At 65.0% G+C, this 20227-nt stretch carries 21 protein-coding genes; 15 read left to right on the top strand and 6 right to left on the bottom strand.

The genetic code is table 11. The annotated features are described in order from the left end of the window. Positions 1 to 348: HNH endonuclease signature motif containing protein (locus tag ABJ196_RS03075; RefSeq protein WP_347305173.1), on the top strand; the 348-nt coding region annotated here is incomplete at its 5' end. On the opposite strand, the gene ABJ196_RS03070 is transcribed toward ABJ196_RS03075, so the two are convergent. Genes ABJ196_RS03070 through ABJ196_RS03060 form a run of 3 tightly spaced genes read right to left on the bottom strand, consistent with a single transcriptional unit; the run spans position 332 to position 2561 of the window. Next, entirely contained in the window at positions 332 to 1261 is a 930-nt protein-coding gene (locus ABJ196_RS03070) for a DUF808 domain-containing protein (RefSeq protein ID WP_347305172.1), read from the bottom strand. The two genes, ABJ196_RS03075 and ABJ196_RS03070, sit on opposite strands and share 17 nt — an antisense overlap. Positions 1262 to 1314: 53 nt before the next feature. Next, entirely contained in the window at positions 1315 to 1839 is a 525-nt protein-coding gene (locus ABJ196_RS03065) for a DUF402 domain-containing protein (RefSeq protein WP_347305171.1), read from the bottom strand. Beyond that, positions 1839 to 2561, bottom strand: a complete 723-nt coding sequence (locus ABJ196_RS03060; RefSeq protein ID WP_347305170.1) for a hypothetical protein — start codon at positions 2559 to 2561, stop codon at positions 1839 to 1841. The genes ABJ196_RS03065 and ABJ196_RS03060 overlap by 1 nt, the downstream gene beginning before the upstream one ends. 595 nt (positions 2562 to 3156) lie before the next feature. Between ABJ196_RS03060 and typA the strand changes: the two genes are divergently transcribed. The 9 genes from typA (at position 3157) to ABJ196_RS03015 (ending at position 12149) form a co-directional block, all read left to right on the top strand. Continuing rightward, positions 3157 to 5067 (top strand): translational GTPase TypA, encoded by a 1911-nt coding sequence (typA, locus tag ABJ196_RS03055; protein ID WP_347305169.1) that lies wholly within the window; start codon positions 3157 to 3159, stop codon positions 5065 to 5067. A 135-nt stretch (positions 5068 to 5202) separates the two neighbouring features. After that, on the top strand, positions 5203 to 7092 hold the full coding sequence (locus ABJ196_RS03050) for an ABC transporter family substrate-binding protein (protein ID WP_347305168.1): 1890 nt from the start codon (positions 5203 to 5205) through the stop codon (positions 7090 to 7092). Next, entirely contained in the window at positions 7089 to 7991 is a 903-nt protein-coding gene (locus tag ABJ196_RS03045) for a PIG-L family deacetylase (RefSeq protein ID WP_347305167.1), read from the top strand. Before ABJ196_RS03050 ends, ABJ196_RS03045 begins: the two co-directional genes overlap by 4 nt. Next, on the top strand, positions 7988 to 8422 hold the full coding sequence (locus ABJ196_RS03040; RefSeq protein ID WP_347305166.1) for a hypothetical protein: 435 nt from the start codon (positions 7988 to 7990) through the stop codon (positions 8420 to 8422). The genes ABJ196_RS03045 and ABJ196_RS03040 overlap by 4 nt, the downstream gene beginning before the upstream one ends. 63 nt (positions 8423 to 8485) lie before the next feature. Continuing rightward, on the top strand, positions 8486 to 8809 hold the full coding sequence (fdxA, locus tag ABJ196_RS03035) for a ferredoxin (RefSeq protein ID WP_257070666.1): 324 nt from the start codon (positions 8486 to 8488) through the stop codon (positions 8807 to 8809). A 20-nt stretch (positions 8810 to 8829) separates the two neighbouring features. Beyond that, positions 8830 to 9930: a succinyldiaminopimelate transaminase gene (gene dapC / locus ABJ196_RS03030; RefSeq protein WP_347305165.1), complete on the top strand. Its 1101-nt coding sequence runs from the start codon at positions 8830 to 8832 to the stop codon at positions 9928 to 9930. A gap of 40 nt (positions 9931 to 9970) precedes the next feature. Continuing rightward, complete coding sequence (locus ABJ196_RS03025) at positions 9971 to 10783, top strand: pseudouridine synthase (protein WP_347305178.1); 813 nt, start codon at positions 9971 to 9973, stop codon at positions 10781 to 10783. Between the two features lie 29 nt (positions 10784 to 10812). Further along, positions 10813 to 11379, top strand: coding sequence for a GtrA family protein (locus ABJ196_RS03020; protein ID WP_347305164.1), 567 nt, complete (start codon positions 10813 to 10815; stop codon positions 11377 to 11379). 89 nt (positions 11380 to 11468) lie between these two features. Next, entirely contained in the window at positions 11469 to 12149 is a 681-nt protein-coding gene (locus ABJ196_RS03015) for a hypothetical protein (protein ID WP_347305163.1), read from the top strand. Between the two features lie 102 nt (positions 12150 to 12251). Here ABJ196_RS03015 and ABJ196_RS03010 read toward each other — a convergent pair whose 3' ends face one another. The 3 genes from ABJ196_RS03010 to ABJ196_RS03000 all read right to left on the bottom strand — a co-directional run bounded on the left by ABJ196_RS03010 (position 12252) and on the right by ABJ196_RS03000 (position 16349). Next, the gene (locus ABJ196_RS03010; protein WP_347305162.1) at positions 12252 to 13673 is read right to left on the bottom strand and encodes an amino acid permease; all 1422 of its coding nucleotides are present in this window, start codon (positions 13671 to 13673) and stop codon (positions 12252 to 12254) included. A gap of 188 nt (positions 13674 to 13861) precedes the next feature. Beyond that, positions 13862 to 14833 (bottom strand): 2,3,4,5-tetrahydropyridine-2,6-dicarboxylate N-succinyltransferase, encoded by a 972-nt coding sequence (gene dapD, locus ABJ196_RS03005; protein ID WP_257053877.1) that lies wholly within the window; start codon positions 14831 to 14833, stop codon positions 13862 to 13864. Between the two features lie 118 nt (positions 14834 to 14951). After that, complete coding sequence (locus ABJ196_RS03000; protein WP_347305161.1) at positions 14952 to 16349, bottom strand: amino acid permease; 1398 nt, start codon at positions 16347 to 16349, stop codon at positions 14952 to 14954. Positions 16350 to 16445: 96 nt separating this feature from the next. Here ABJ196_RS03000 and dapE point away from each other — a divergent pair, with 96 nt between their 5' ends. The 5 genes from dapE to ABJ196_RS02975 all read left to right on the top strand — a co-directional run bounded on the left by dapE (position 16446) and on the right by ABJ196_RS02975 (position 20166). Then, positions 16446 to 17573, top strand: coding sequence for a succinyl-diaminopimelate desuccinylase (gene dapE / locus ABJ196_RS02995; RefSeq protein ID WP_347305160.1), 1128 nt, complete (start codon positions 16446 to 16448; stop codon positions 17571 to 17573). A 33-nt stretch (positions 17574 to 17606) separates the two neighbouring features. Continuing rightward, complete coding sequence (locus ABJ196_RS02990; RefSeq protein WP_347305159.1) at positions 17607 to 18386, top strand: TIGR00730 family Rossman fold protein; 780 nt, start codon at positions 17607 to 17609, stop codon at positions 18384 to 18386. A gap of 89 nt (positions 18387 to 18475) precedes the next feature. Continuing rightward, entirely contained in the window at positions 18476 to 18994 is a 519-nt protein-coding gene (locus ABJ196_RS02985) for a hypothetical protein (RefSeq protein WP_347305158.1), read from the top strand. A 140-nt stretch (positions 18995 to 19134) separates the two neighbouring features. Beyond that, a complete protein-coding gene (locus ABJ196_RS02980) occupies positions 19135 to 19302 on the top strand; it encodes a DUF3117 domain-containing protein (protein WP_068801645.1) in 168 nt (55 codons plus the stop codon). After that, positions 19303 to 20166 (top strand): methyltransferase domain-containing protein, encoded by an 864-nt coding sequence (locus tag ABJ196_RS02975; RefSeq protein WP_347305157.1) that lies wholly within the window; start codon positions 19303 to 19305, stop codon positions 20164 to 20166. The last annotated feature ends 61 nt before the right edge of the window (positions 20167 to 20227 follow it).

Here is a 20227-nt window from a genome sequence, read left to right as displayed (position 1 = left end):
GCCTCCACGAAGCAGCGGCTGATGGCCATGGGCGAAAATCCCGTCTGCCCGTGGCCGGGCTGTTCGAAGGGCGCGCACGATTGCCAGGTGCACCATCTTGAAGCTTGGCGCGATGGCGGGGAGACGAGCCCGGAGAATCTCACGATTGCGTGCCAGTATCACAATTCGGTCAACGAGGTGGATGGTCGCGGGTTTTTAAGAAGGCGCGGGACGATTTACTGGGTACCGCCCAAGGGCTGGTATCACCCGCCGGGCACGCCGGTCGCGCCGGAGCTGGAAGGCCCGCTGCCGGCGTGGGTGGAAGAAGAAAAGCAACTCCTCGAGGAGGAATTTATGAACGCGCGGTAGAACCAGCCGAACGCTTGGCGAAGGTGATGATGGAGACCACCACGAGGCCAAGGAGGAGACCGAACACGAGCGAGATGCCGGTGTCGATGAGCCATTGCAGGGCTCCGTTTGAGGCGATCGCTGTCGCGCGCTCGATGAGGTTGTGGAGCTCGTGCGCGCCGAATTCGTGGAGACCGTTGATGACGATGTGGCCGCCGACCCAGAGCATGGCGAAGGTGCCGATGACGGAGATGATGTTGAGGACGATGGGCATGCCCTTGACGAGGGCCGTGCCCAGCGCAGACTTGCCGTTGTGGCGCTTGAGCAGGCCGATGCCCATGTCGTCCATCTTCACGAGGAGGCCGACGACGCCGTAGACGCCGAGCGTGATGACGATGGCGACGGCGATGAGCGTGCCCAGGCGCAACCAGAACGTCTCCTCCATGACGGCGTTGAGGGAGATGATCATGATTTCCGCGGACAGAATGAGGTCCGTGGTGATGGCAGAGGAGACGAGACGGTCCTCGGCCTCCTTGGGAGACTCGCTCGTGGGAGTTGCATCCTCGTGGTGTTCATCGTGCTTGAAGAAGTGGATGACCTTCTCCGCGCCCTCGAAGCACAAGTAGGTGCCGCCGGCCATGAGGATGGGAGTAAGCGCCCACGGCGCGATCCAGGACAGGATGAGCGCGATGGGCAGGATGACGACTAGCTTATTGCGCAGCGAGCCCTTCGTGATGCGCCAGATCATGGGCAGCTCGCGCGCGGGCTGGACGCCTTGGACGTACTGCGGGGCGACAGCGGCGTCATCGATGACAACTCCGGCTGCCTTGACGGAGGTCTTTCCAGCGAGTGCCGCAACGTCATCGACGCTCGCCGCGGCGGAGCGGGCGATGAGTGCGATGTCATCGAGAAGGGCGAAGAGTCCACCGGCCATGAAGAAATCCTTTGCGCTAGGGAGGGGATAGACGCGCTAATCTTACTGGTTCGCTAACCTTCCGGCACGAGTTCGACATGCTCCGCCCATGTGAGTGGGTAGCCAATGGCCGTGAGCCAGTCAAGGACGTTGTCGTTGTGACGGGTAATCCCGTCGACGGCGCGCAGGGTGGCCTCGATGGCGAACTCGGCGTCCTCGGCGGAGATGAGCCCCTGTGCGGTGGCCTGCGAAAGCTCGTCGATGTCATCGACGGTGATAGGGGAGCCGGTCGTGGAAAGAAGGTCGATGTAGAGGTCGCGGGTGGTCCAGGCGGCATCGGAAGGCTCAATGCTGGCGACGTCGATGTAGAAGTCCTGGTAAAAGTGGCCGCCCGCCCGCTCATGGAACTTGTTGACGCGCAGACCTAGGTCCGGCAGCAGCCACGACTCGAGGTAGCCGAAGCGCGGGTGGTTGGCGCCGCGGGCCATGTAGAGGCCGAACTCGTGGCGCTCGTACGTGTCGACGGTGCGGTCGATGCCCTTGGGATCGACGTTGATGTGGTCGGCGAGGCGGAAGGTCTCCAGCTTCGGCGCGTGCATTACTTGGCCTCGATGATGGCGGCGGTGGGGGCGAAGGTGCAGTGCGACTCGGCGGTGTTCACGGCGCCGGAGAGCACGGCGATGACGGTGCCGGTGCCGGTCTGCGCGCGGCCGGAGACCGTCGTGGGGCCGTCCGGGTTGATGCCGTGGTTGGTGAGCGGGGTTTCGCCGAACGCGAAATTATCGATGTTGAACCACTGGACCCTCATGGCGCCCTGGTTGGGGGCGGCGGTCTGCGTACCCAGTGCGGTAAAGAGGAAGACCATCTCGCCGGGGCCAGCGCCAGGCGCCGGGATGTCCGTGGGGCCGGGCACAGCGATGGCGGAGCCCATGGCGTCTTGCTGGCCGCCGATGCAGTTCGCGGAGACCGTCGGCCAGTAGAACTGGGTAAAACCGGGGCCGCCTTCGACAAGCTGGACGCCGCCCTCGCCGGTGGAGCCCTCGCCGGTGCTGAACGCCAGCGCAGAGAGCACGGCGTTGCGAAGGTCCTGCGGAACGAAAGGCTGATCCACGAAGGCGTGAATGCGCGCCTGCGTCTGCGGCGTGGGGCGGCCTAGGTCGTCGAGCGGGTTGGAGGACGCGGGCAGGCCGGTGACGGAGGAGAAGTCCGGCGCGGCGGCAGTGGCGGGCACAATGGCCGCGGCGGTGGCGGTCGCAGCGAGCGTCGCGGAGGCAACGCACGCAGCGGCGGCACGGCGCAGGACGGTAACCGAGGAGCTCACGGGTAAAGGGTTTCCTTCTTGGGATAGGAGACAATGCGGTCGGGCACGCTCCGCGCGAAGGCACGAAGATACACCGACGGCGGCGTGGGCTACGCCGCACCGACGGAGACGGCCGGCCAGCCATCCGTGTCGGGCGGAGCGTAGGGCGCGCCGCTGAACAAACATGAAGTTATTGTCAAATGATCAACATGAGCCACAATAGTCACTTGAGTTGCTCGGTCAACTGATAGGGCTGGATTTTGTGGGACTCCTGTGAAATTGTTACCGATCTGTGACTTTTGGCTGGGGTGTGCGACGGTGTTGGGGTGGGGGTGTGTCGTTTCTTGCGAGTGTGTGCTCGCGGTGAGAATGCCCACTCTTGGCCGCTGTGAGGTGGCTGTCGTGGCCCTTAATGCTGCGTCTTTGCCGTGTTGGGGGTAAGATTCTTTCCCGTTCATGATTTTCCCGTGCAGACGGCGGCGGCATTCGGCCCCGCTTGACGGACATGAGCGCCCTTATCCGCAGGCCTTCTGAGGTCGCTGCCCGGGTAAGCGGTGCGGACCTGCCACTGGTGCGGGAAATTTCACCCCCAGATTCTTAAAGGAGAATCCCCCTCGTGACCCAAACCGAGTTCCGCAACGTCGCCATCGTCGCCCACGTTGACCACGGCAAGACCACCCTCGTCAACGGCATGCTGGAGCAGTCCGGCGCTTTCGGTGACCACGGCGAGCACACGGACCGCGTCATGGACTCCAATGACCAGGAGCGCGAGCGCGGCATTACCATTCTGGCCAAGAACACGGCCATCCACCGCAAGGGCCTGGGCAAGGACGGTGGCGACCTCATCATCAACGTCATCGACACCCCGGGTCACGCCGACTTCGGCGGCGAGGTCGAGCGCGGTATCTCCATGGTCGACGGCGTTGTCCTCCTGGTTGACGCGTCCGAGGGTCCGCTGCCGCAGACCCGCTTCGTGCTCACCAAGGCCCTCGAAGCCAAGCTGCCCGTCATCATTTGTGTGAACAAGACGGACCGCCCGGACGCACGTATCGACGAAGTCGTTGCTGAGTCCCAGGACCTGCTGCTCGAAATCGCTGCGGGTCTCGACGACCCGGAGGCTGAGGCCGCTGCTGAAGAGCTGCTCGACCTGCCGGTTCTGTACGCTTCCGGTCGTGCCGGCATTGCGTCTATCGAGAACCCGGGCAACGGCAATGTCCCGGAGGGCGAAGACCTCCAGCCGCTTTTCGACGTTATCTACAACGTCCTGCCGGAGCCGTCTGCTTCCGTCGACGGCCCGCTGCAGGCACACGTCACCAACCTCGACTCTTCTGACTTCCTCGGCCGTATTGCTCTGCTGCGTATCTACTCCGGCAAGATCAAGAAGGGCCAGCAGGTCGCGTGGATTTCCTGGGATGAGGACGGCAACGAGGTTGTTAAGAACGTCAAGGTTGCCGAGCTGTTGCGTACCGTCGGCTTCGAACGCCAGCCGGATACCGAGGCCATCGCGGGCGATATCATCGCTATTTCCGGTATCCCGGAGATCATGATTGGCGACACCATCGCTGATGTCGACAACCCGGTTGCTCTGCCGAAGATCCACATCGATGAGCCGGCCATCTCCATGACCATCGGCGTCAACACCTCGCCGATGGCAGGCCAGGGCGGCGGCGACAAGCTGACCGCTCGTATGGTCAAGGCTCGTCTGGACCAGGAGCTCATCGGTAACGTCTCCATCAAGGTTCTGCCCACCGAGCGTCCGGATGCCTGGGAAGTCCAGGGCCGCGGCGAGATGGCGCTGTCCGTGCTCATCGAGAACATGCGCCGTGAGGGCTTCGAGCTCACCGTGGGTAAGCCGCAGGTCGTTACCCAGGTCATCGATGGCAAAACCATGGAGCCGTACGAGATGCTCACGGTCGACACCCCGTCCGAGCACCAGGGTGCCGTCACCCAGTTGTTGGCCACCCGTAAGGGCCAGATGCAGTCCATGGACGTCCGTGAGGGCGACTGGGTCCGCATGACTTTCCGTGTTCCGGCCCGTGGCCTCATCGGCTTCCGCACCCAGTTCCTCACCGAGACCCGCGGCGCGGGTATCGCCAACTCCATCTCGGACGGCCTGGACGTCTGGGCTGGCGAGATCAAGTCGCGTGCCACCGGCTCGCTCGTCGCTGACCGTTCCGGCCAGATCACGGCGTACGCGCTGCAGCAGCTCGCAGACCGCGGTGATTTCTTCGTGGAGCCGGGCATGGAGGCCTACGAGGGCATGGTCGTGGGCGCCAACAACCGTGATGAGGATATGGACATCAACATCACGAAGGAAAAGAAGCTCACCAACATGCGTTCCGCCACCGCGGATGCCACGGTGACCCTGCAGAAGGCTCGCACCTTGTCCCTCGACGAGGCGCTGGAATTCTGTGGCGGCGACGAGTGCGTCGAGGTTGCCCCGAACGTCCTGCGCGTGCGCAAGGTCGAACTGTCGGCGACCGACCGTAAGCGCGCTGCGTCGCGCGCAAAGCAGATGAACAAGTAAGATTCTGCTTCACACGGCGCCGCCGCGCCCGCCTGCTCTCACGCAGGAGGGCGCGGCGGCGTTCGTCTGTGCGTTGCACGGCGCTACAGTAGGCTCAACAGAATTACCGTAGAGAAAGCGGAGAAAGTACGAGGCATGGTGCGATTCCTCCAGCCCCTCCTGCGCGGCGCGACTGCGCTCGTGTGTGTTGGCGCGTTGAGTGCGTGTGCTGCCAACCCCGGCCCGCCGCCGGTTGTCGATGACGAGGAAGCCGCGACGGTCACGGGGACTCCCACGACCACGCGCGCGGCGACGGACGTGCCGGAGCGCACCACGGTCTCCATCGGCGTTGATCCGCTGGTAGGCGGTCTCAATCCGCATCTCACCGCGAATAATCAGGAGCTCGTCCAGCAGCTCACGGACCTCGTGCTGCCGTCCGCGTTCCGCAACGGCGTCATGGATACAGACCTGCTCGATAGCGCCGAGGAAGTCGAGGCCCCGCGGGGTGTTGCGCAGCGCGTGCGGTACAAGATTTCCTCCGCCGCGCAGTGGTCAGACGGCACGCCCATTTCCGCGGCAGACTTCAGCTACCTGTGGCACGGCATGGTGACCACCGCCGGCGTCCAGGACCCGGCGGGCTACCGAGCCATTTCGACGATTGCCTCGAGCGACGGCGGGCGCGTCGTCACCGTCGATTTCCGCGAACGCGTCGCGAACTGGCAGGGGCTCTTTCACGGGCTCGTGCCGTCCCACCTGTTCGGTGACGTCGCCTTCGATACGGTCCTGCAAGACGATATTCCGGCCTCGGCGGGCCGCTACCTCGTCGCGACCGTGGACCGCGCCCGTGGGGTCATTACGCTCAACCGCAACGATCGTTACTGGGGCAAAGACCCTGCGCGCACTGACGTCATCATGTTGCGCTCGGTCCGCGATGCGGAGCAGGCCATCAATATGCTGCGCTCCGGCCAGATTGGCTTCGCGGACTTCACGCCGGAGCAGACCACGCTCGAGGCACTCTCGCTCCTGCCGGATGTCGACGCGGAGACGGTCGATACCGCGCGCCAGTTGCGTCTGCACGTCGCGCTGCCCGAGGAAGCCCGCGCGCAGCTCGCGGAGCTCATCGATGCCCGCCAGGTCGCACGGCTGGCCACCGGGCGCACCGCACCGCTCGATGTCCCAGGCCAGGCTGCCGATGCCCCCTCGTCCGAGGCGGCAGAGACCCCCGACGTCGCAGAGCTCGTCGCCTTGGGACGTCCCGTGCGCATCGGCGTCGATCCCTCCGATACGACGGCGGCTACGGCGGCCAATATCCTTGTCGACCAGCTCGCCCTGCACGGCGTGAGTGCGAAGGTGGTTGCGGACCGCATGCGCACATTGGCGGCGGAGTCGTTGCCCTCGGGCAAGGTCGATGCCGTGCTGAGCTGGGATACCGTGGACGAGAATCCACTCCGCGTGGCCAGCTCCTACGTCTGCGCGAGCGATCCGGTCCCGGCGGGGACAACGTCGTCGGCTGCAACAAGCGCGGCTGAGCCAGCCGGGGCGACCTCGCCGGATTCGCCGGAGCCTTCTGCGACAGACACGTCGGCGAAGGATACCGCGGCGGCGGAGAGCACGAGCGAGGAGACCGCGACGTCGCTGGGCGATCTGTGGGACGAGGACGAGACTCCGGAGACCTTCCCGGGCGAGCTGTCTGGCGTCTGCCCGCCGGACGCGGCGGTGACGCGTGCGGCGATTCTGCGCGGGGAGACAAAGCCTGCCGATGCCGCCCGCGCGTTGGCGGAGTGGCAGGCGCGCAGCCACGTGGTTATTCCGTTGCTCGGCGAGTCACGGCTCCTCGCCCTGGGAGAGGGCATCGTGGGGCCGGGGACTACAGTGGACGCATGGCGTGCGGGACTCGCGACGGCACCCGAGTGGACGCCCGAGGACAAGGATCCGGCCGCGACGTCGACGGCTGTCCGCGAGGCAGCGCGAGGCGCCGATCAGGACGCAGGCCAAGACAACGATGCTGAACAGGGCACGAACGAGGAAGAAGGACAAAAAGAATGACGGATTTGACTGGCTTCCGCGTGGTCGCGGTGCATGCGCACCCGGACGATGAGGTCCTCTTTACCGGCGGCACCCTCGCGGACCTGGCGCGCCGTGGCGCGACGGTCACCTTGCTCACGCTCACGCTGGGCGATGAGGGCGAAGTCATCGGCGAGCCGTACCAGGGCGTCGTGGACAACGGCGTGCTGGCGGGCCTGCGCGTGCGCGAGCTCGAAGACGCCGTCGTGGCGTTGGGCATCGAGCACGAGTTTGTCAACGGCGCCGGCTTCTTCCGCGACTCGGGCATGGAAGGCTCACCCGCGCACGAGCATCCGCGTGCGCTCGTCAATCGCGTCGAGGAGGCGGCGGGGCACCTGCGTGGCAGGTTTGCGGAGCTCGACCCGCATATTATCGTGACCTACGGCCCGGACGGTGGCTACGGCCACCCGGACCATATTGCGGTGCATAAGGCGGTGCACACCGCGGCGGGAGACCGTCGCGTGTGGTGGGCTGTCTTCGACCGCGCAGAGAACTACGCGGGCCTCGACACACTCACCGCGCCGGAGGGCTGGCAGAAGCCGGACAGGGACTACCTCGATAACTTCACGAACGAGGCCTCGGAGGCCGAGACGTTCGTGCGCTACTCGCTCGATGACGCGGCGTACGCCGCCAAGCGCGCGGGCATGGCCGCCCACCCGACGCAGATCTGGCTGGCTGATGGAACGGTGTCGCGGACGAACCCGGTGTCGGCCTTCGCGGGCATTGGCGACCCGGCCGTGGCGCCGGTGGCCTTTGGATTGTCGAACCTGCTCGTCATGCCGTTGCTGCGCGCCGAGTTCTATCACCTGGGCCAGGCAGGTATCGCCGCGGTGGCGCCAGCAGAAGGCGCTGCAGGTCTGTTCGCAGGACTCGAGCGATGAATAACGCGCAGGCGGAGCAGCCTTCCCAGCAGGCCCGAGAGCAGGCGCAGCCGGCGATTCGCACGAATTTCGATCGGGGTGAGGCGGTGACGGGCTTGGTGTGGCTGAGCCTCGGTGCAATCTTCTCGCTGCTCCTCGAGGTGGTCTATCTCGGCGCGCGTCTGCCGCTGGGGGAGACCTCCATCCCGTTCCCCGTGACCATCGCCGTGGCATTTGGATTCAACCTTGTACTCACGCGCACGGCTTTGCTTTGGTCGCGCCGCACCCTCGTCGCCGCAGTGCCCCTTATCGTGTGGACGCTGGGCTTTTTGGGCCTGGCGCTAGCAGGGGGCATCGGCAGCCTGCAAGCGTTGCCCGCCACATTATCGACCATCCTGTTATTTGCGGCTGGAGTAGCCGGGGGCGGGTGGCCTTTCTTCCATGGGAAGTGACATACTAGGTAAGTTCACATCCCCCTGACGTAATCTCAATTTTTCGGAAGTGATTTCAAACCCATGACGTACACTATCGCGCAGCCTTGCGTCGACGTGATGGACCGTGCCTGCGTTGAGGAGTGCCCGGTCGACTGCATCTACGAGGGCAAGCGTTCCCTCTACATCCACCCTGATGAGTGCGTGGATTGCGGCGCCTGCGAGCCCGCATGCCCCGTCGAGGCCATCTTCTACGAAGATGATGTGCCGGACGAGTGGCTCGACTACAACGACGCGAACGCGGCGTTCTTCGATTCTCTGGGTTCCCCGGGCGGCGCGGCGGCGCTGGGCCCGCAGGACTTCGATGCTCCGCTCGTGGCTGCACTTCCGCCGCAAAATCAAGACTAATTAGTTGGAGATGGATATCGATGGCACGCACCCCGCTAGGTAATACACTTCCGGATTTCCCTTGGAACTCGCTGGCCGGAGCTAAAGCTCAGGCCCAGGCGCACCCGGACGGAATTGTCGACCTCTCGGTGGGCAACCCCGTCGACCCAGTAGCACCCGGCGTGCAGCTGGCGCTCTCCGCTGCTGCGGAGGCTCCCGGTTATCCCGCCACGGCTGGCACGCCGGAGCTGCGCCAGGCCATCTTTGACGCGCTGTCGCGTCGCTACAACATTGCGGTCGAGTCCCCGGCGGCGACGCTGCCTGTGGTGGGCACGAAGGAAGCCATCGCCTGGCTGCCTACTCTGCTCGGCCTGCGTGGCGAGACCATCGTCATCCCGCCGGTGGCATACCCGACCTACGAGGTGGGCGCGCTCATCGCGGGGGCCACGCCGGTGCGCGAGTCTGACCCGGCGACGTTCGGCTCTGCTGGCTTGGCATTTATCAACTCGCCGTCGAATCCGACGGGCGAGGTGCTCACCATCGAGTATCTGCGTGAGGTTGTCGCGTGGGCACGCGCGAATAACGCGATTGTGGCTTCGGACGAGTGCTACATCGGTCTGGGCTGGGACGATGAGAAGCAGCCGGTCTCCATCCTCGATCCGCGCGTGACGGACGGGGATAACACGGGCCTTATCGCTATGCATTCGCTGTCAAAGTCCGCGAATATGGCGAGCTACCGCGCGGGCTTCTTCGCCGGCGACGCTGCGCTTATCGCGGAGCTGCTCGAGCTGCGCAAGCACGCCGGACTTATCACGCCGGGCCCCATCCAGGCGGCCATGGTCGCAGCGTTGGAGGACGACGACTCAGAGGCGCTGCAGCGCGGTCGCTATGCCGCGCGCCGCGCCAAGCTCGTGCGTGCGCTCACGGACGCGGGCTTCCGCATCGAGCATTCCGAGGCAGGTCTCTACCTGTGGGCTACCCGTGGCGAAAACTGCCGCGACACGGTCGACTGGCTGGCCGAGCGCGGCATCCTTGTCGCACCGGGCGACTTCTACGGCCCGGAGGGCGAGCAGTTCATTCGCATGGGGCTTAATGGCACGGACGAGCGCGTCGACGCGGCGTGCGCGCGCCTTGCGTCCTAACTCTCCGGTCGGCTCCTACCGACCGCCGGCGCGGGAGGGAATCTCGCCGCGCAAGACGGTCCTTGTGGGCCGGGTGCCTGCCGACGTTGCCTATTGGGCGGCATCGGCAGGCGATTCGCCGTTTTCACCGGGGGAGCGACTGCCTGCGGGACGTCTTCTGGAGCGGCCCGTGTCGGCGTGGTACCACCCCGCGGTGCCGCCGGAGCCGCCGATTCCTTTCCACTACGAGGTGCTCTACGCTGACCGCGACCTCATCGTCGTGGATAAGCCGCATTTTCTCCCCACGACGTCGAACGGGCGAATTGTGCGCGAGACGGTGCAAACGCGGCTGCGCGTGGAATGTGGTGAGGACGAGATAGTGCCGCTGCATCGGCTCGACCGGCTCACGTCGGGTGTGGTCGTGTGCTCGCGTAACCCCGCGACGCGTGGGGCCTACCAAGAGCTGTTTGCGCGGCGGAAGGTGCACAAGGAATATCACGCGCTCGTGTCCCCACCGTTGGAGCGCGCGGCGGGCGTCGTGGACCTAGGCATGCGCAAGGAACGGGGCGAGCGCCAGGTGCGCGTGGATCCAGCGGGCACGCTCACGCGGACGTGGCTTGAGGGCCGCGGTGACGAGGTGGTGCTGCGGCCGGAGACGGGGCATACGCACCAGTTGCGCGTGCTGTTGAACTATCTTGGCTCGCCGATTGTGGGGGATGACACGTATCCGGTGGATAAAGGACTGGCGCTTTACGACTTTTCTACGCCGTTGGCGCTGGTTGCGACGTCGCTGTGGTTAAGCGATCCGTTCACCGGCAAGCAGCGTCGCTTTTCAATTTCGCGGGACTGGCGGGGTACCCTAGGACAGTTATAGAAAAATCCACCACTAGGAAGGGCGCCGCCATGAGCACGTCAATTACGGCCGGCCGCTTCGCCTCAAACGTGGGGCAGTTTATTAAATTCGGTCTCGTGGGCGGCTCAGGCACCGTGGTCAACGCGGGCATGTTCGTCGTCGCGAAGAAGCTCTTCGAGGTTGTCTGGGATATTCACTACTACGACCCGCTGCTGGCGATCCCCTTCACGGATTTCAACGTGCGCTGGTACAACATCTTCGCGTTCATTGCCTTCTTTGTCGCGAACTTGTGGAATTACCAGCTCAACCGCAAGTGGACGTTTAGCTCAGTCGATAAGGTGTCGTGGTGGCGCGGGTTCTTCCCGTTCCTGCTCACCGGCATTGGCGCTTACGTGGTCTCGCAGGTCATTATGGTGGCGTTGGTGAACCCCACGTCGCCTATCGCGCTGTCCTCGGAAGTCTTCGATGACTCCTCAGGCCTGCGCAATAAGAGCTACTGGGCCAATATCATCTCGATCATCGTAGCGATGCCCATCAACTTCATCATCAACAAGTTGTGGACCTTCCGCTCAAAGCCCAAGGCCCCACGCGTGGTGGAAGAAAGCCACCCCGCCTAGGCCGCCCCCGTCCCCCGGCGCCGCAGCTCAGACTGCGGCGCCGGGGTTTCTACATGGTGATGTCGGGGGTCCGCGCTAACGTTGGGTCCATGAGACGTTTCTTATTCCTTTCCCTGTCCCTGCTTACCGTCGCGGCGGCGGGCCTGAGTGCGTGCACGTCGCCTGATCCGGAGGTCATCGTGGTGACCTCGACGGCACAGCCGCAGCCTGGGGCTGCGGAATCCTCTGCGGCTGCGGAGACGAGCGCTGCGAACGGTACTGCGTCGGCGGAGAACACTGAGCCCACGGACGACTATGAGGCGTCGAAGGCCGAGTCGGACAGGCTGCGTGCCGAGGCGGAGGAGGCGGGCCTTACGTGGCTGCATCCAGGCGCGTTCGCGGGTGGCATCGGCTCGGGCGAGTATCGCATTCGCTTTGGCATGGGCGATTGCTACATCGCGGACGAGGGCGCCACTGTGCGCTGCATGATTGGCCAAATGGATGCGCCTTTGGTCGACGGCGCTGAAGGGCAAACGCCGGCCGACTTTGTGGAGCGTACCGAGGATGGCACGTTCCGATATGGGTACGCGGGCAGTGATGACGCGATGGCGTCTGAGCTGGGCGGGGACAACTATGAACGCGTGCGCGAAATTAAGGCCGGCACGCAGACCGATGTGGAGGGCGTGCGTGTGACCTTCAAGGGGCCAGGGGAGGAGCCGTATCTCAGTGTCACGGCAGCCGACGGCCACGGCTTTGAGGTGGGCCAGCGCGGGGAGCTGCGCATGAAATAAGGCGTCGCCGGGCGCACAGACACGAGTGCCCTAGACTCCGTGGGGAGTCCAGGGCATGGGGTGCGTCATGGGGGTGAACGCGGGGGAGCTCAGGGCTGAGTCTTAGGCGCGGGGTGCATCGGAAGCATGGGCGGTGTCGGGCAGCGGCAGGCGCGCGGTGGGGGAGATGCCGCGGACCTTGGCATTGATGATGCTGGCAACGGTGAGGATGGCGAACATGGCGGCGGCGCAGACGAGCTGGACGCGCGCGGAGGCATCGGAGAGCATGAGCACGGCAAGTGCGACGAAGATGGCGAGTGCGAACCACGTGAGGTAGGGGAAAGCCCACATGCGGATGGGCAGGGGGTGGATGGCCTCGAGCTGGCGGCGCAGGCGCAGCTGGCTCACCGCGATGAAGACCCACACAATGAGCAGCGAGGCTCCCGCGGCGTTGAGCATGAAGGTGAGCAGCCAGCCGGTGTCGGCGTAGTTGAGGATGACCATGACCACGGAGAGCGCCACGGACAACGCGATGGCGTTGGTGGGCACGCCCTTCGCGTTGGTCTTGGTAAAGAGCTTGGGGGCCTCGCCGCGGGCGGCGAGCGAGTGCATCATGCGCGAGGACGCGTAAATCTGCGCGTTGAAGGCAGACAGTAGCGCCAGGACGATGATGGCCTCCATGAAGCCGGCGGCGCCGGGGATGCCGGCGCGCTCGAGGACCATGGTGAAGGGCGACTCGGCGGCGGACTGCGCGTTGCCCAGGGACGAGTAGGGCAGGAGGAAGGTGATGACGAGGACCGAGCCCAGGTAGAACACGGAGATGCGCAGGATGGTCGAGCGCACGGCGTTGACGAGGGAGCGCTTGGGGTCTTCGGACTCGGCGGAGGCGATGGCGACGACCTCGATGCCGCCAAAAGCAAAAGCCACGGCGAGAAGTGCCGCTGCAACGCCGCCGAGGCCGTTGGGCATGAAGCCGTCCGCGAGGAAGACCTCGGTGCCGATGAAGGTGTGGCCGGGCAGGAGGCCGAAGATGAGGAGCGCGCCGATGATGAGGAAGGCGACGATGACGATGACCTTGATGGCCGCGAACCAATACTCGAATTCGCCGAAGCTACGGACGTGGAGCAGGTTAATGATGCCGAAAATGGCGACGCAGATGGCGGCGGGGATCCAGGGCGTGACGCCGAACCATGCACCGATGAAGCCGGCCGCGCCGGTAATCTCTGCGCCGAGGACGGCGACGGTGGCCAGCCAATAAATCCAGCCCTGCGTGAAGCCGGCCCAGCGGCCGATGCCGTGTTCCGCGTACTCTGAGAACGAGCCGGAGGCGGGGATGACGGTGCCCATTTCGCCGAGCATCTGCATGACGAGGATGGCGAGGAAGCCGGCGATGACATAGGCGACGAGGACGGCGGGGCCTGCGGCGGAGATGCCGACGCCGGTGCCGAGGAAGAGTCCGGCGCCGATGGTCGAGCCAAGCCCCATCATCGTGAGGTGGCGGACCTTGAGACCGTGGCCGAGGGGAGAGGAGGATGTATCAGACACGCTCATCATGCTAGTTCGCCGGTGGGGCGTGGTCCGCATTAGGGGCAGCGGAGCACACTCCGCCGGCGACGGGGAGCGGCGGGCCGCCGGAGTGGGCGGTGCGCCGGTCCGCGGGGCAAGGCGCAGGAAAACGCGGACACCCCGCGCCGCGGGATGCGGTGCGGGGTGGTGGCGAAAGCGAAAGCGCGTTAGTTCTTGTGGAGCGCGTCGTTGAGCTTGACGGCCGAGGCCTTCCACTCGGTGGCCTCGACAGCGCCGGTGACGGAGTTGCGACGCAGGAGGAAGCCGGAGCCGCCGGAGAGCTGGGAGCCCTTGACGGTGTCGCCGTCGGCTACGCCGAGGGCGGTGGCGACGGCGCCGTGAACGGCGATCTTGGTGCCGGCCGTGACGTAGAGGCCGGCCTCGACGACGCAGTCATCGCCGAGGGAGATGCCGATGCCGGAGTTCGCGCCGAGCAAGCAGCGCTCGCCGATGGAGATGACTTCCTTGCCGCCACCGGACAGCGTGCCCATGATGGAGGCGCCGCCGCCCACGTCGGAGCCGTCACCCACGACGACGCCAGCGGAAATGCGACCCTCGACCATGGAGGTGCCCAGCGTGCCGGCGTTGAAGTTGACGAAGCCCTCGTGCATGACGGTGGTGCCCTCAGCGAGGTGGGCGCCCAGGCGCACGCGGTCCGCGTCGCCGATGCGCACGCCGGATGGCACGACGTAGTCGACCATGCGCGGGAATTTGTCGACGGAGAAGACGACCACAGGGCCACGGGAGGCGAGGCGGCCGCGGACCATCTGGAAGTCGGCGACGGCGCAGGGACCGTAATTGGTCCACACGACGTTGGCGAGCAGGCCGAAGATGCCATCCATGTTGAGGCCGTGTGGCTTGACCGCGCGGTGAGAAAGTAGGTGGAGGCGCAGGTACGCGTCGTAGGCGTCCACCGGAGCCTCGTCCAGGTCCTTGATGGTCGTCTCCACGGCGACGCGGGCGACGCCACGCTCCTCATCAGGGCCGACGAGGGAAGCGAATTGCTGCGGGGTCTGCTCCAGGCGGGTGGTGCCGGTCGCGTCCACAGGCTGATCCGTATACACAGCAGGGAACCAAACGTCGAGGACGGTGCCGTCGTGGGTGAGCGTGGCCAGTCCGCGGGCGGATGCTGAGGTCATGAGAAGTCAGAGTACTTTCGTGAGGTAAATGTCTAGTAGGGCAGCGCCGCGCCGCGGCGCACATCGTTTCAGGAGTCTAGCCGACCCTGAAAGGAATCTCAGTTCAGTGATACCTGGCTCACACCTGACCGGGGGCTGCGCCAGAGGGCTCACGGACAAGCTTCTCGCGCTTGCCCACCGGAAGTACCACGGCGAGGACGATGAGGGCGGCGGACAGGACGAGTACGGCGATGACCTGGCCGCGCGCGGACGGGTCGAAGACCATGAGCACGATGAGTGCTGCCATGGCGAGCATGACCAGCCACGGGACGTAGGGAAAGCCCGGCACGCGCAGCGCGGTGATCTCGCCATTGGCCTTGAGCTGCGGGTGGAGCTTGAGGTAGGAGACCGTGATGAAGAGCCAAATGACCAACAAGCAGCCGCCCACAGCGTTGAAGAGGAAGGTAAGCAGTTCCGGCGGGTTCCAGTACTGCAGGCCTACCGAGGCAAAGGCGAAGATCATCGAGAGGATGACGGCGTTGACGGGGGAGCCAGTGCGGGAGGTCTTGAGGAAGAGCTTGTGCGCGTTGCCCTCGTGCGCCATGTCGAAGACGAGGCGGGAGGTGGCGTAGATCTGTGCGTTAAACGAGGACAGAAGGGCGACGACGATGACGACCTCCATGACGCCGACGGCGCCCGGCAGGCCGGCCTGCTCGAGGACGAGCGTGAATGGGGACTGTGCGGCGATGTCCGCGTCGTGGATGCGGTCGAAGGGCAGCAGCAGGGAGATGATAGCCACGGAGCCGACGTAGAAGACGATGATGCGAAAGACGACGGCGCGCACGGCGGTGGACACATTGTGCGCGGGGTCCTCGGACTCGGCGGCGGCGATGGTGACAAGCTCGATGCCGCCGAAGGCGAAGGCGACGGCGAGCAGGCCCGCGGCGAAACCGGGCGCGCCGTTGGGCAGGAAGTTCTCCGTGAAGTTGGACAGGTGGACGGTGTCCGTGTTCGGCCACCAGCCCAGCGCCATGAGCAGGCCGATGGCGATGAACACGATGATAACGCCGACCTTGATGATGGAGAACCAGAACTCGAATTCGCCAAAGCCGCGCACAGCCGCGAAGTTGACGATAGCGAAGAAGGTCACCGCGAGGAGCGCCGGGATCCACGGCGCCCAGCCGGTCCACCCCGCGATGATGGCGGAGGCGCCGGTGATTTCCGAACCCATGACCATGATGAGCATGAACCAGTAGAGCCAGCCCAGCGTGAACCGTGCCCAGTTGCCAAAGGCTTGGCCCGCGTAGGTGGAAAAGGATCCGAGCGAGGGACGTGCGGCGGCCATCTCGCCAAGCATGACCATGACGAGCGCGATGAGCCCGCCCGCGATGGCATAAGAAATAAGGACCGAGGTACCGGAGGCCTGAATGCCTACGCCGACGCCGAGGAAGAGCCCGGCGCCGACGGCAGAACCCAGGCCCATCATGGTGAGGTGGCGTGATTTCAGCCGCTTGCCCGCTGCTGGAGAGGTGCTCATAAGGAAGATTCTTTCGCGCTATAGGCTTCGAGTAGAACGCATTAAAGCCTAACATCGGCGCGCGCGTGGCCTGTCACGGCGGTACGATGGCCACTTGTGACTCTAGATTTGCATGCTGACCCCGTCGAACTCACTGCCGCGCTGGTAGATATTCCCAGCCCCTCGCACCACGAGGAGGCGATCGCGGACGCTGTGGAAGAAGCTTTGCGTATGCTGCGGGCTCCCATTGAGGTAGAGCGCTACGGCAACACGGTGTGTGCCCGCACGAACCGGGGGCTGGCCTCCCGCGTCGTACTCGCCGGCCACATCGACACGGTTCCCATCGCGGATAACGTCCCGCACCACATGGAAGGCTCTGGCGAGGATGCCGTCATGTGGGGCTGCGGCACCGTGGACATGAAGTCCGGCATGGCTGTCTACCTCCATGCCTTCGCCGAGCTTGCCGATGCCCCCTCGCTCGCCCATGACGTGACCCTCATCGCCTACGAGGGTGAGGAAGTCGCCACCGAGTTCAATGGCCTGGGCCACCTGCAGCGCGACCATCCCGAATGGCTCGCTGGCGATCTGGCACTGCTGGGCGAGCCCTCCGGCGCGATGATCGAGGCGGGCTGCCAGGGCACCATCCGCCTGCGTGTGACGGCCCACGGCACGCGCGCCCACTCGGCGCGCGCCTGGCTGGGCTCCAACGCCGCCCACACCCTGGCCCCGGTCATGCAGCGCGTGGCCTCCTATGAGCCCCGCACCGTCGCCATCGACGAATGCGAGTACCGCGAGGGACTTAATATCGTCCACCTCGAGGCGGGCGTGGCAACGAATACCCTTCCGGACGAGGCATGGATGTTCGTCAACTTCCGCTTCGCGCCGGACCGGTCGCTCGACGAGGCGATGGCCCATGCGCTCGGCGTCCTCGAACTCGAGGTGGGCGCCAACGGCGGCGAGGCCGGCGCGCCGGGCACCATCACCGTCGAGGTCGATGACGCTGCGGCGGCCGCTCTGCCGGGCCTGGGCCAGCCGGCGGCACAGTCGCTGCTCGCCGCCGTCGACGGCAATTTTAGAGCGAAGTTCGGCTGGACCGACGTCGCGCGCTTCTCCGAGATGGGCACCCCGGCCGTTAATTTCGGTCCGGGCGATCCGGGCTTTGCCCACAAGAAAGACGAGCAAGTTCCCGTCGCACAGATCCGTGAGGTCGCCCGCGCGCTTAAGGCCTACCTCACCACGTCCTAAGACCTTCAACGCTGAGAAAGTACACACACCCACATGGCACCCGAGCTCAACCACGTCACGAAAGACCGCACCCTGCGCGGCCCCATGCTCCTGCGCACCGAGGGGCAGCAGGACTCCACCTTCGACCAACGACTCCTCGAATCCGGGGCAGACCATGACTGGATGCATGCGGACCCGTGGCGCGTGCTGCGCATCCAAGGCGAGTTCGTCGCCGGCTTTGATGCGCTCTACCGCCTGCCCAAGGCCGTGACCGTCTTCGGTTCCGCCCGTTTGCACGAGGGTGACACCTACTACGACCTCGGCGTCGAGGTTGGCCGTCAGCTAGCGGGCGCCGAGTACGCCGTTATCACCGGCGGCGGCCCCGGCATCATGGAGGCCGCCAACCGCGGCGCGCATGAGGCGGGCGGCACCTCGGTGGGCCTGGGCATCGAGCTCCCGCACGAGCAGGGGCTCAACGCCTACGTCGACTTGGGACTCAACTTCCGCTACTTCTTTGCGCGCAAGACGATGTTCCTCAAGTACTCCCAGGCCTTCATCTGCTTGCCCGGCGGCTTTGGCACCATGGACGAGTTCTTTGAGGTCCTCTGCATGGTGCAGACCGGCAAGGTGACGAACTATCCGATAGTCCTCATGGGCTCCGAGTACTGGTCCGGCCTCGTGGATTGGATCCGCCAGACCCTCGTCATCGACGGCTATATCAATCCGGAAGACCCCGATCTCTTCCTCATCACCGATGATCCGGAGGAGGCCGTGGCCCACATCGTTAAATGCCACGCGGTCATTGCCGACCAGCGCATCCGCAACGCGCGCTAGTCGTCCCCACTGGGGCTTCCGGCGGCTTCTCGTGGATTCTCCCGTGGCTATTGCGTAGCGCACACTGAAAGTAAGGTAGCTTAAACAGCATGTTTTCGTGGATCCTGCTCATCCTTATTCTCGCCATCCTTGTCGTCCTGGGCATCTGGGCGACGGGTAAGTTCGGTGCGAATGGTGCAGTGATGGATGGGCCAGAAGGCCCCTCCGATGTGCGCGCGCGCAACCGCGGGGCGGTCAAGCACGGTGACCTGGACGATGTCCGTTTTGATGTCGTGCGCAACGGCTACCGCCAAAGCCAGGTCGACGAGGTCCTCGTAGCCCTCGACCAGCGTCTCCAAGAACTGGAGGAAGAACTCGCCGCTGTCCGCGCGATGTCCACGCCTGCGCCCGGAGTAACCGCTGCCGAGTCTCCGGCCGCCGCTCCGAGCGCACCTGCGCAGCAGGCTGGTCGCCCGGAAGAACGCATGGACGAGAAGCCAGCCGAGTCGCAGAAGAAAGAGGACCGCACCGGAACGATGACAGTGACGCAGACTCCCGACGCTGGTTCTCCGCAGGCAGGAAGCTTCTTCATCGTCGATGGTCCAAGCGAGGACGAGCGCCGGTCCTAGGCTGCCACGCGATCGCCGCTATTTGCAGTGTTTCAGTCCGCTCTGCCCTTGGCCGCGACGTGACGTGGGCTAAACCCGCGGGAAAGTAGCGTAGACTAGGTGGGGTATACCTAATAACTGAGATATAAGGAGCTTCGCTCATGGCAGCAATGAAGCCACGTACCACCGGCGGCCCGATGGAAGCAGTGGAAGAATCTCGCAAGATCGTTATGCGCATCCCGTCTGATGGCGGCGGACGCATCGTCGTTGAGATGACTAAGGAAGAAGCCGCTGAGCTCGGAGCTTTGCTCACGGAGGCTGCCGGATAAGTGCTTGCCGACGTAATCGATCTTCTCGCTGATCCCGTCGACGGTACGCCATTGGCCGGCGCGGACGATTGTGCTCGTCTCGTCGCCGAGTCGGGTCACTCTTATGACGTCGCCAAGCAAGGCTACGTCACACTCGCCCCGGGGGCTGGGCTTAAGCATAAGGGTGATGACGCCGCCATGGTCGAGGCCCGTGAGACGTATCTTTCCCGCGGTCACTTCGCGCCTTTCGTGGAGGCGGTGACCGGCGCCGTACAAGACGTCGTCGACCTCGCACCGGAAGAACACTCGCCGGCGCTCCTCGAGGTCGGCGCAGGCACCGGCTACTATCTCGCGCATACACTGGATTCCTTGGACGGCGCTCGTGGCGTGGGCCTGGATATTTCTACGCACGCGGCCAAGCACTTGGCAAAGGCTCACCCGCGCATTGGCGCCGTGGTCGCAGACGTGTGGGAACGCCTGCCGCTGCGCGATGGCGTCATTGACGCTATCTCCGTTGTCTTCGCGCCGCGCAATCCCGCGGAGTTCCAACGCGTGCTCGCGCCGCATGGCCAAGTTGTCGTTCTTACTCCCGCGGTGGGACATCTCGACGAACTGCGCGCCCCGCTGGGCATTCTCAGCGTGGAAGAAGGCAAAGTTGAGCGCATGTACGAGCAAGCCAAGGGCTACCTCGAACAAGCCGCAGACCCTGTTGATATTTCTTTCCCTCTCGTGCTCGACAAGGCCTCCATCGTCGCACAAGTCGGAATGAGTCCATCTGCGCGCCACATGAGCTCGGAGCAACTGGCTGAGCGTATGGCCGCGTTGCCTGAGTCGATGACAGTGACCGCCCGCGCGCGCCTCGATCGCTTGCGCCCCGTCCGCTAGCTCACCGGTCCGGGTTGTTGCCCCGCGCGCCCCACGCTACGCGCTCGGCGTTGAACGGGAC

The organism is Corynebacterium sp. SA-MJD20WY100 (assembly GCF_039822565.1).
GTDB classification, from domain to species: Bacteria; Actinomycetota; Actinomycetes; order Mycobacteriales; family Mycobacteriaceae; genus Corynebacterium; species Corynebacterium phoceense_A.
Note: the sequence above shows the minus strand (reverse complement) of the source record. Positions and strands in the feature narration are given on the sequence as shown.

Excerpts from the sequence above, each read along its gene's own strand:
- ABJ196_RS03070 (WP_347305172.1), bottom strand. The coding sequence starts at position 1,261 with ATGGCCGGTGGACTCTTCGCCCTTCTCGATGACATCGCACTCATCGCC.
- ABJ196_RS03065 (WP_347305171.1), bottom strand. The coding sequence starts at position 1,839 with ATGCACGCGCCGAAGCTGGAGACCTTCCGCCTCGCCGACCACATCAAC.
- ABJ196_RS03050 (WP_347305168.1), top strand. The coding sequence starts at position 5,203 with ATGGTGCGATTCCTCCAGCCCCTCCTGCGCGGCGCGACTGCGCTCGTG.
- ABJ196_RS03045 (WP_347305167.1), top strand. The coding sequence starts at position 7,089 with ATGACGGATTTGACTGGCTTCCGCGTGGTCGCGGTGCATGCGCACCCG.
- ABJ196_RS03040 (WP_347305166.1), top strand. The coding sequence starts at position 7,988 with ATGAATAACGCGCAGGCGGAGCAGCCTTCCCAGCAGGCCCGAGAGCAG.
- fdxA (WP_257070666.1), top strand. The coding sequence starts at position 8,486 with ATGACGTACACTATCGCGCAGCCTTGCGTCGACGTGATGGACCGTGCC.
- dapC (WP_347305165.1), top strand. The coding sequence starts at position 8,830 with ATGGCACGCACCCCGCTAGGTAATACACTTCCGGATTTCCCTTGGAAC.
- ABJ196_RS03020 (WP_347305164.1), top strand. The coding sequence starts at position 10,813 with ATGAGCACGTCAATTACGGCCGGCCGCTTCGCCTCAAACGTGGGGCAG.
- ABJ196_RS03015 (WP_347305163.1), top strand. The coding sequence starts at position 11,469 with ATGAGACGTTTCTTATTCCTTTCCCTGTCCCTGCTTACCGTCGCGGCG.
- dapD (WP_257053877.1), bottom strand. The coding sequence starts at position 14,833 with ATGACCTCAGCATCCGCCCGCGGACTGGCCACGCTCACCCACGACGGC.
- ABJ196_RS03000 (WP_347305161.1), bottom strand. The coding sequence starts at position 16,349 with ATGAGCACCTCTCCAGCAGCGGGCAAGCGGCTGAAATCACGCCACCTC.
- ABJ196_RS02990 (WP_347305159.1), top strand. The coding sequence starts at position 17,607 with ATGGCACCCGAGCTCAACCACGTCACGAAAGACCGCACCCTGCGCGGC.
- ABJ196_RS02985 (WP_347305158.1), top strand. The coding sequence starts at position 18,476 with ATGTTTTCGTGGATCCTGCTCATCCTTATTCTCGCCATCCTTGTCGTC.
- ABJ196_RS02980 (WP_068801645.1), top strand. The coding sequence starts at position 19,135 with ATGGCAGCAATGAAGCCACGTACCACCGGCGGCCCGATGGAAGCAGTG.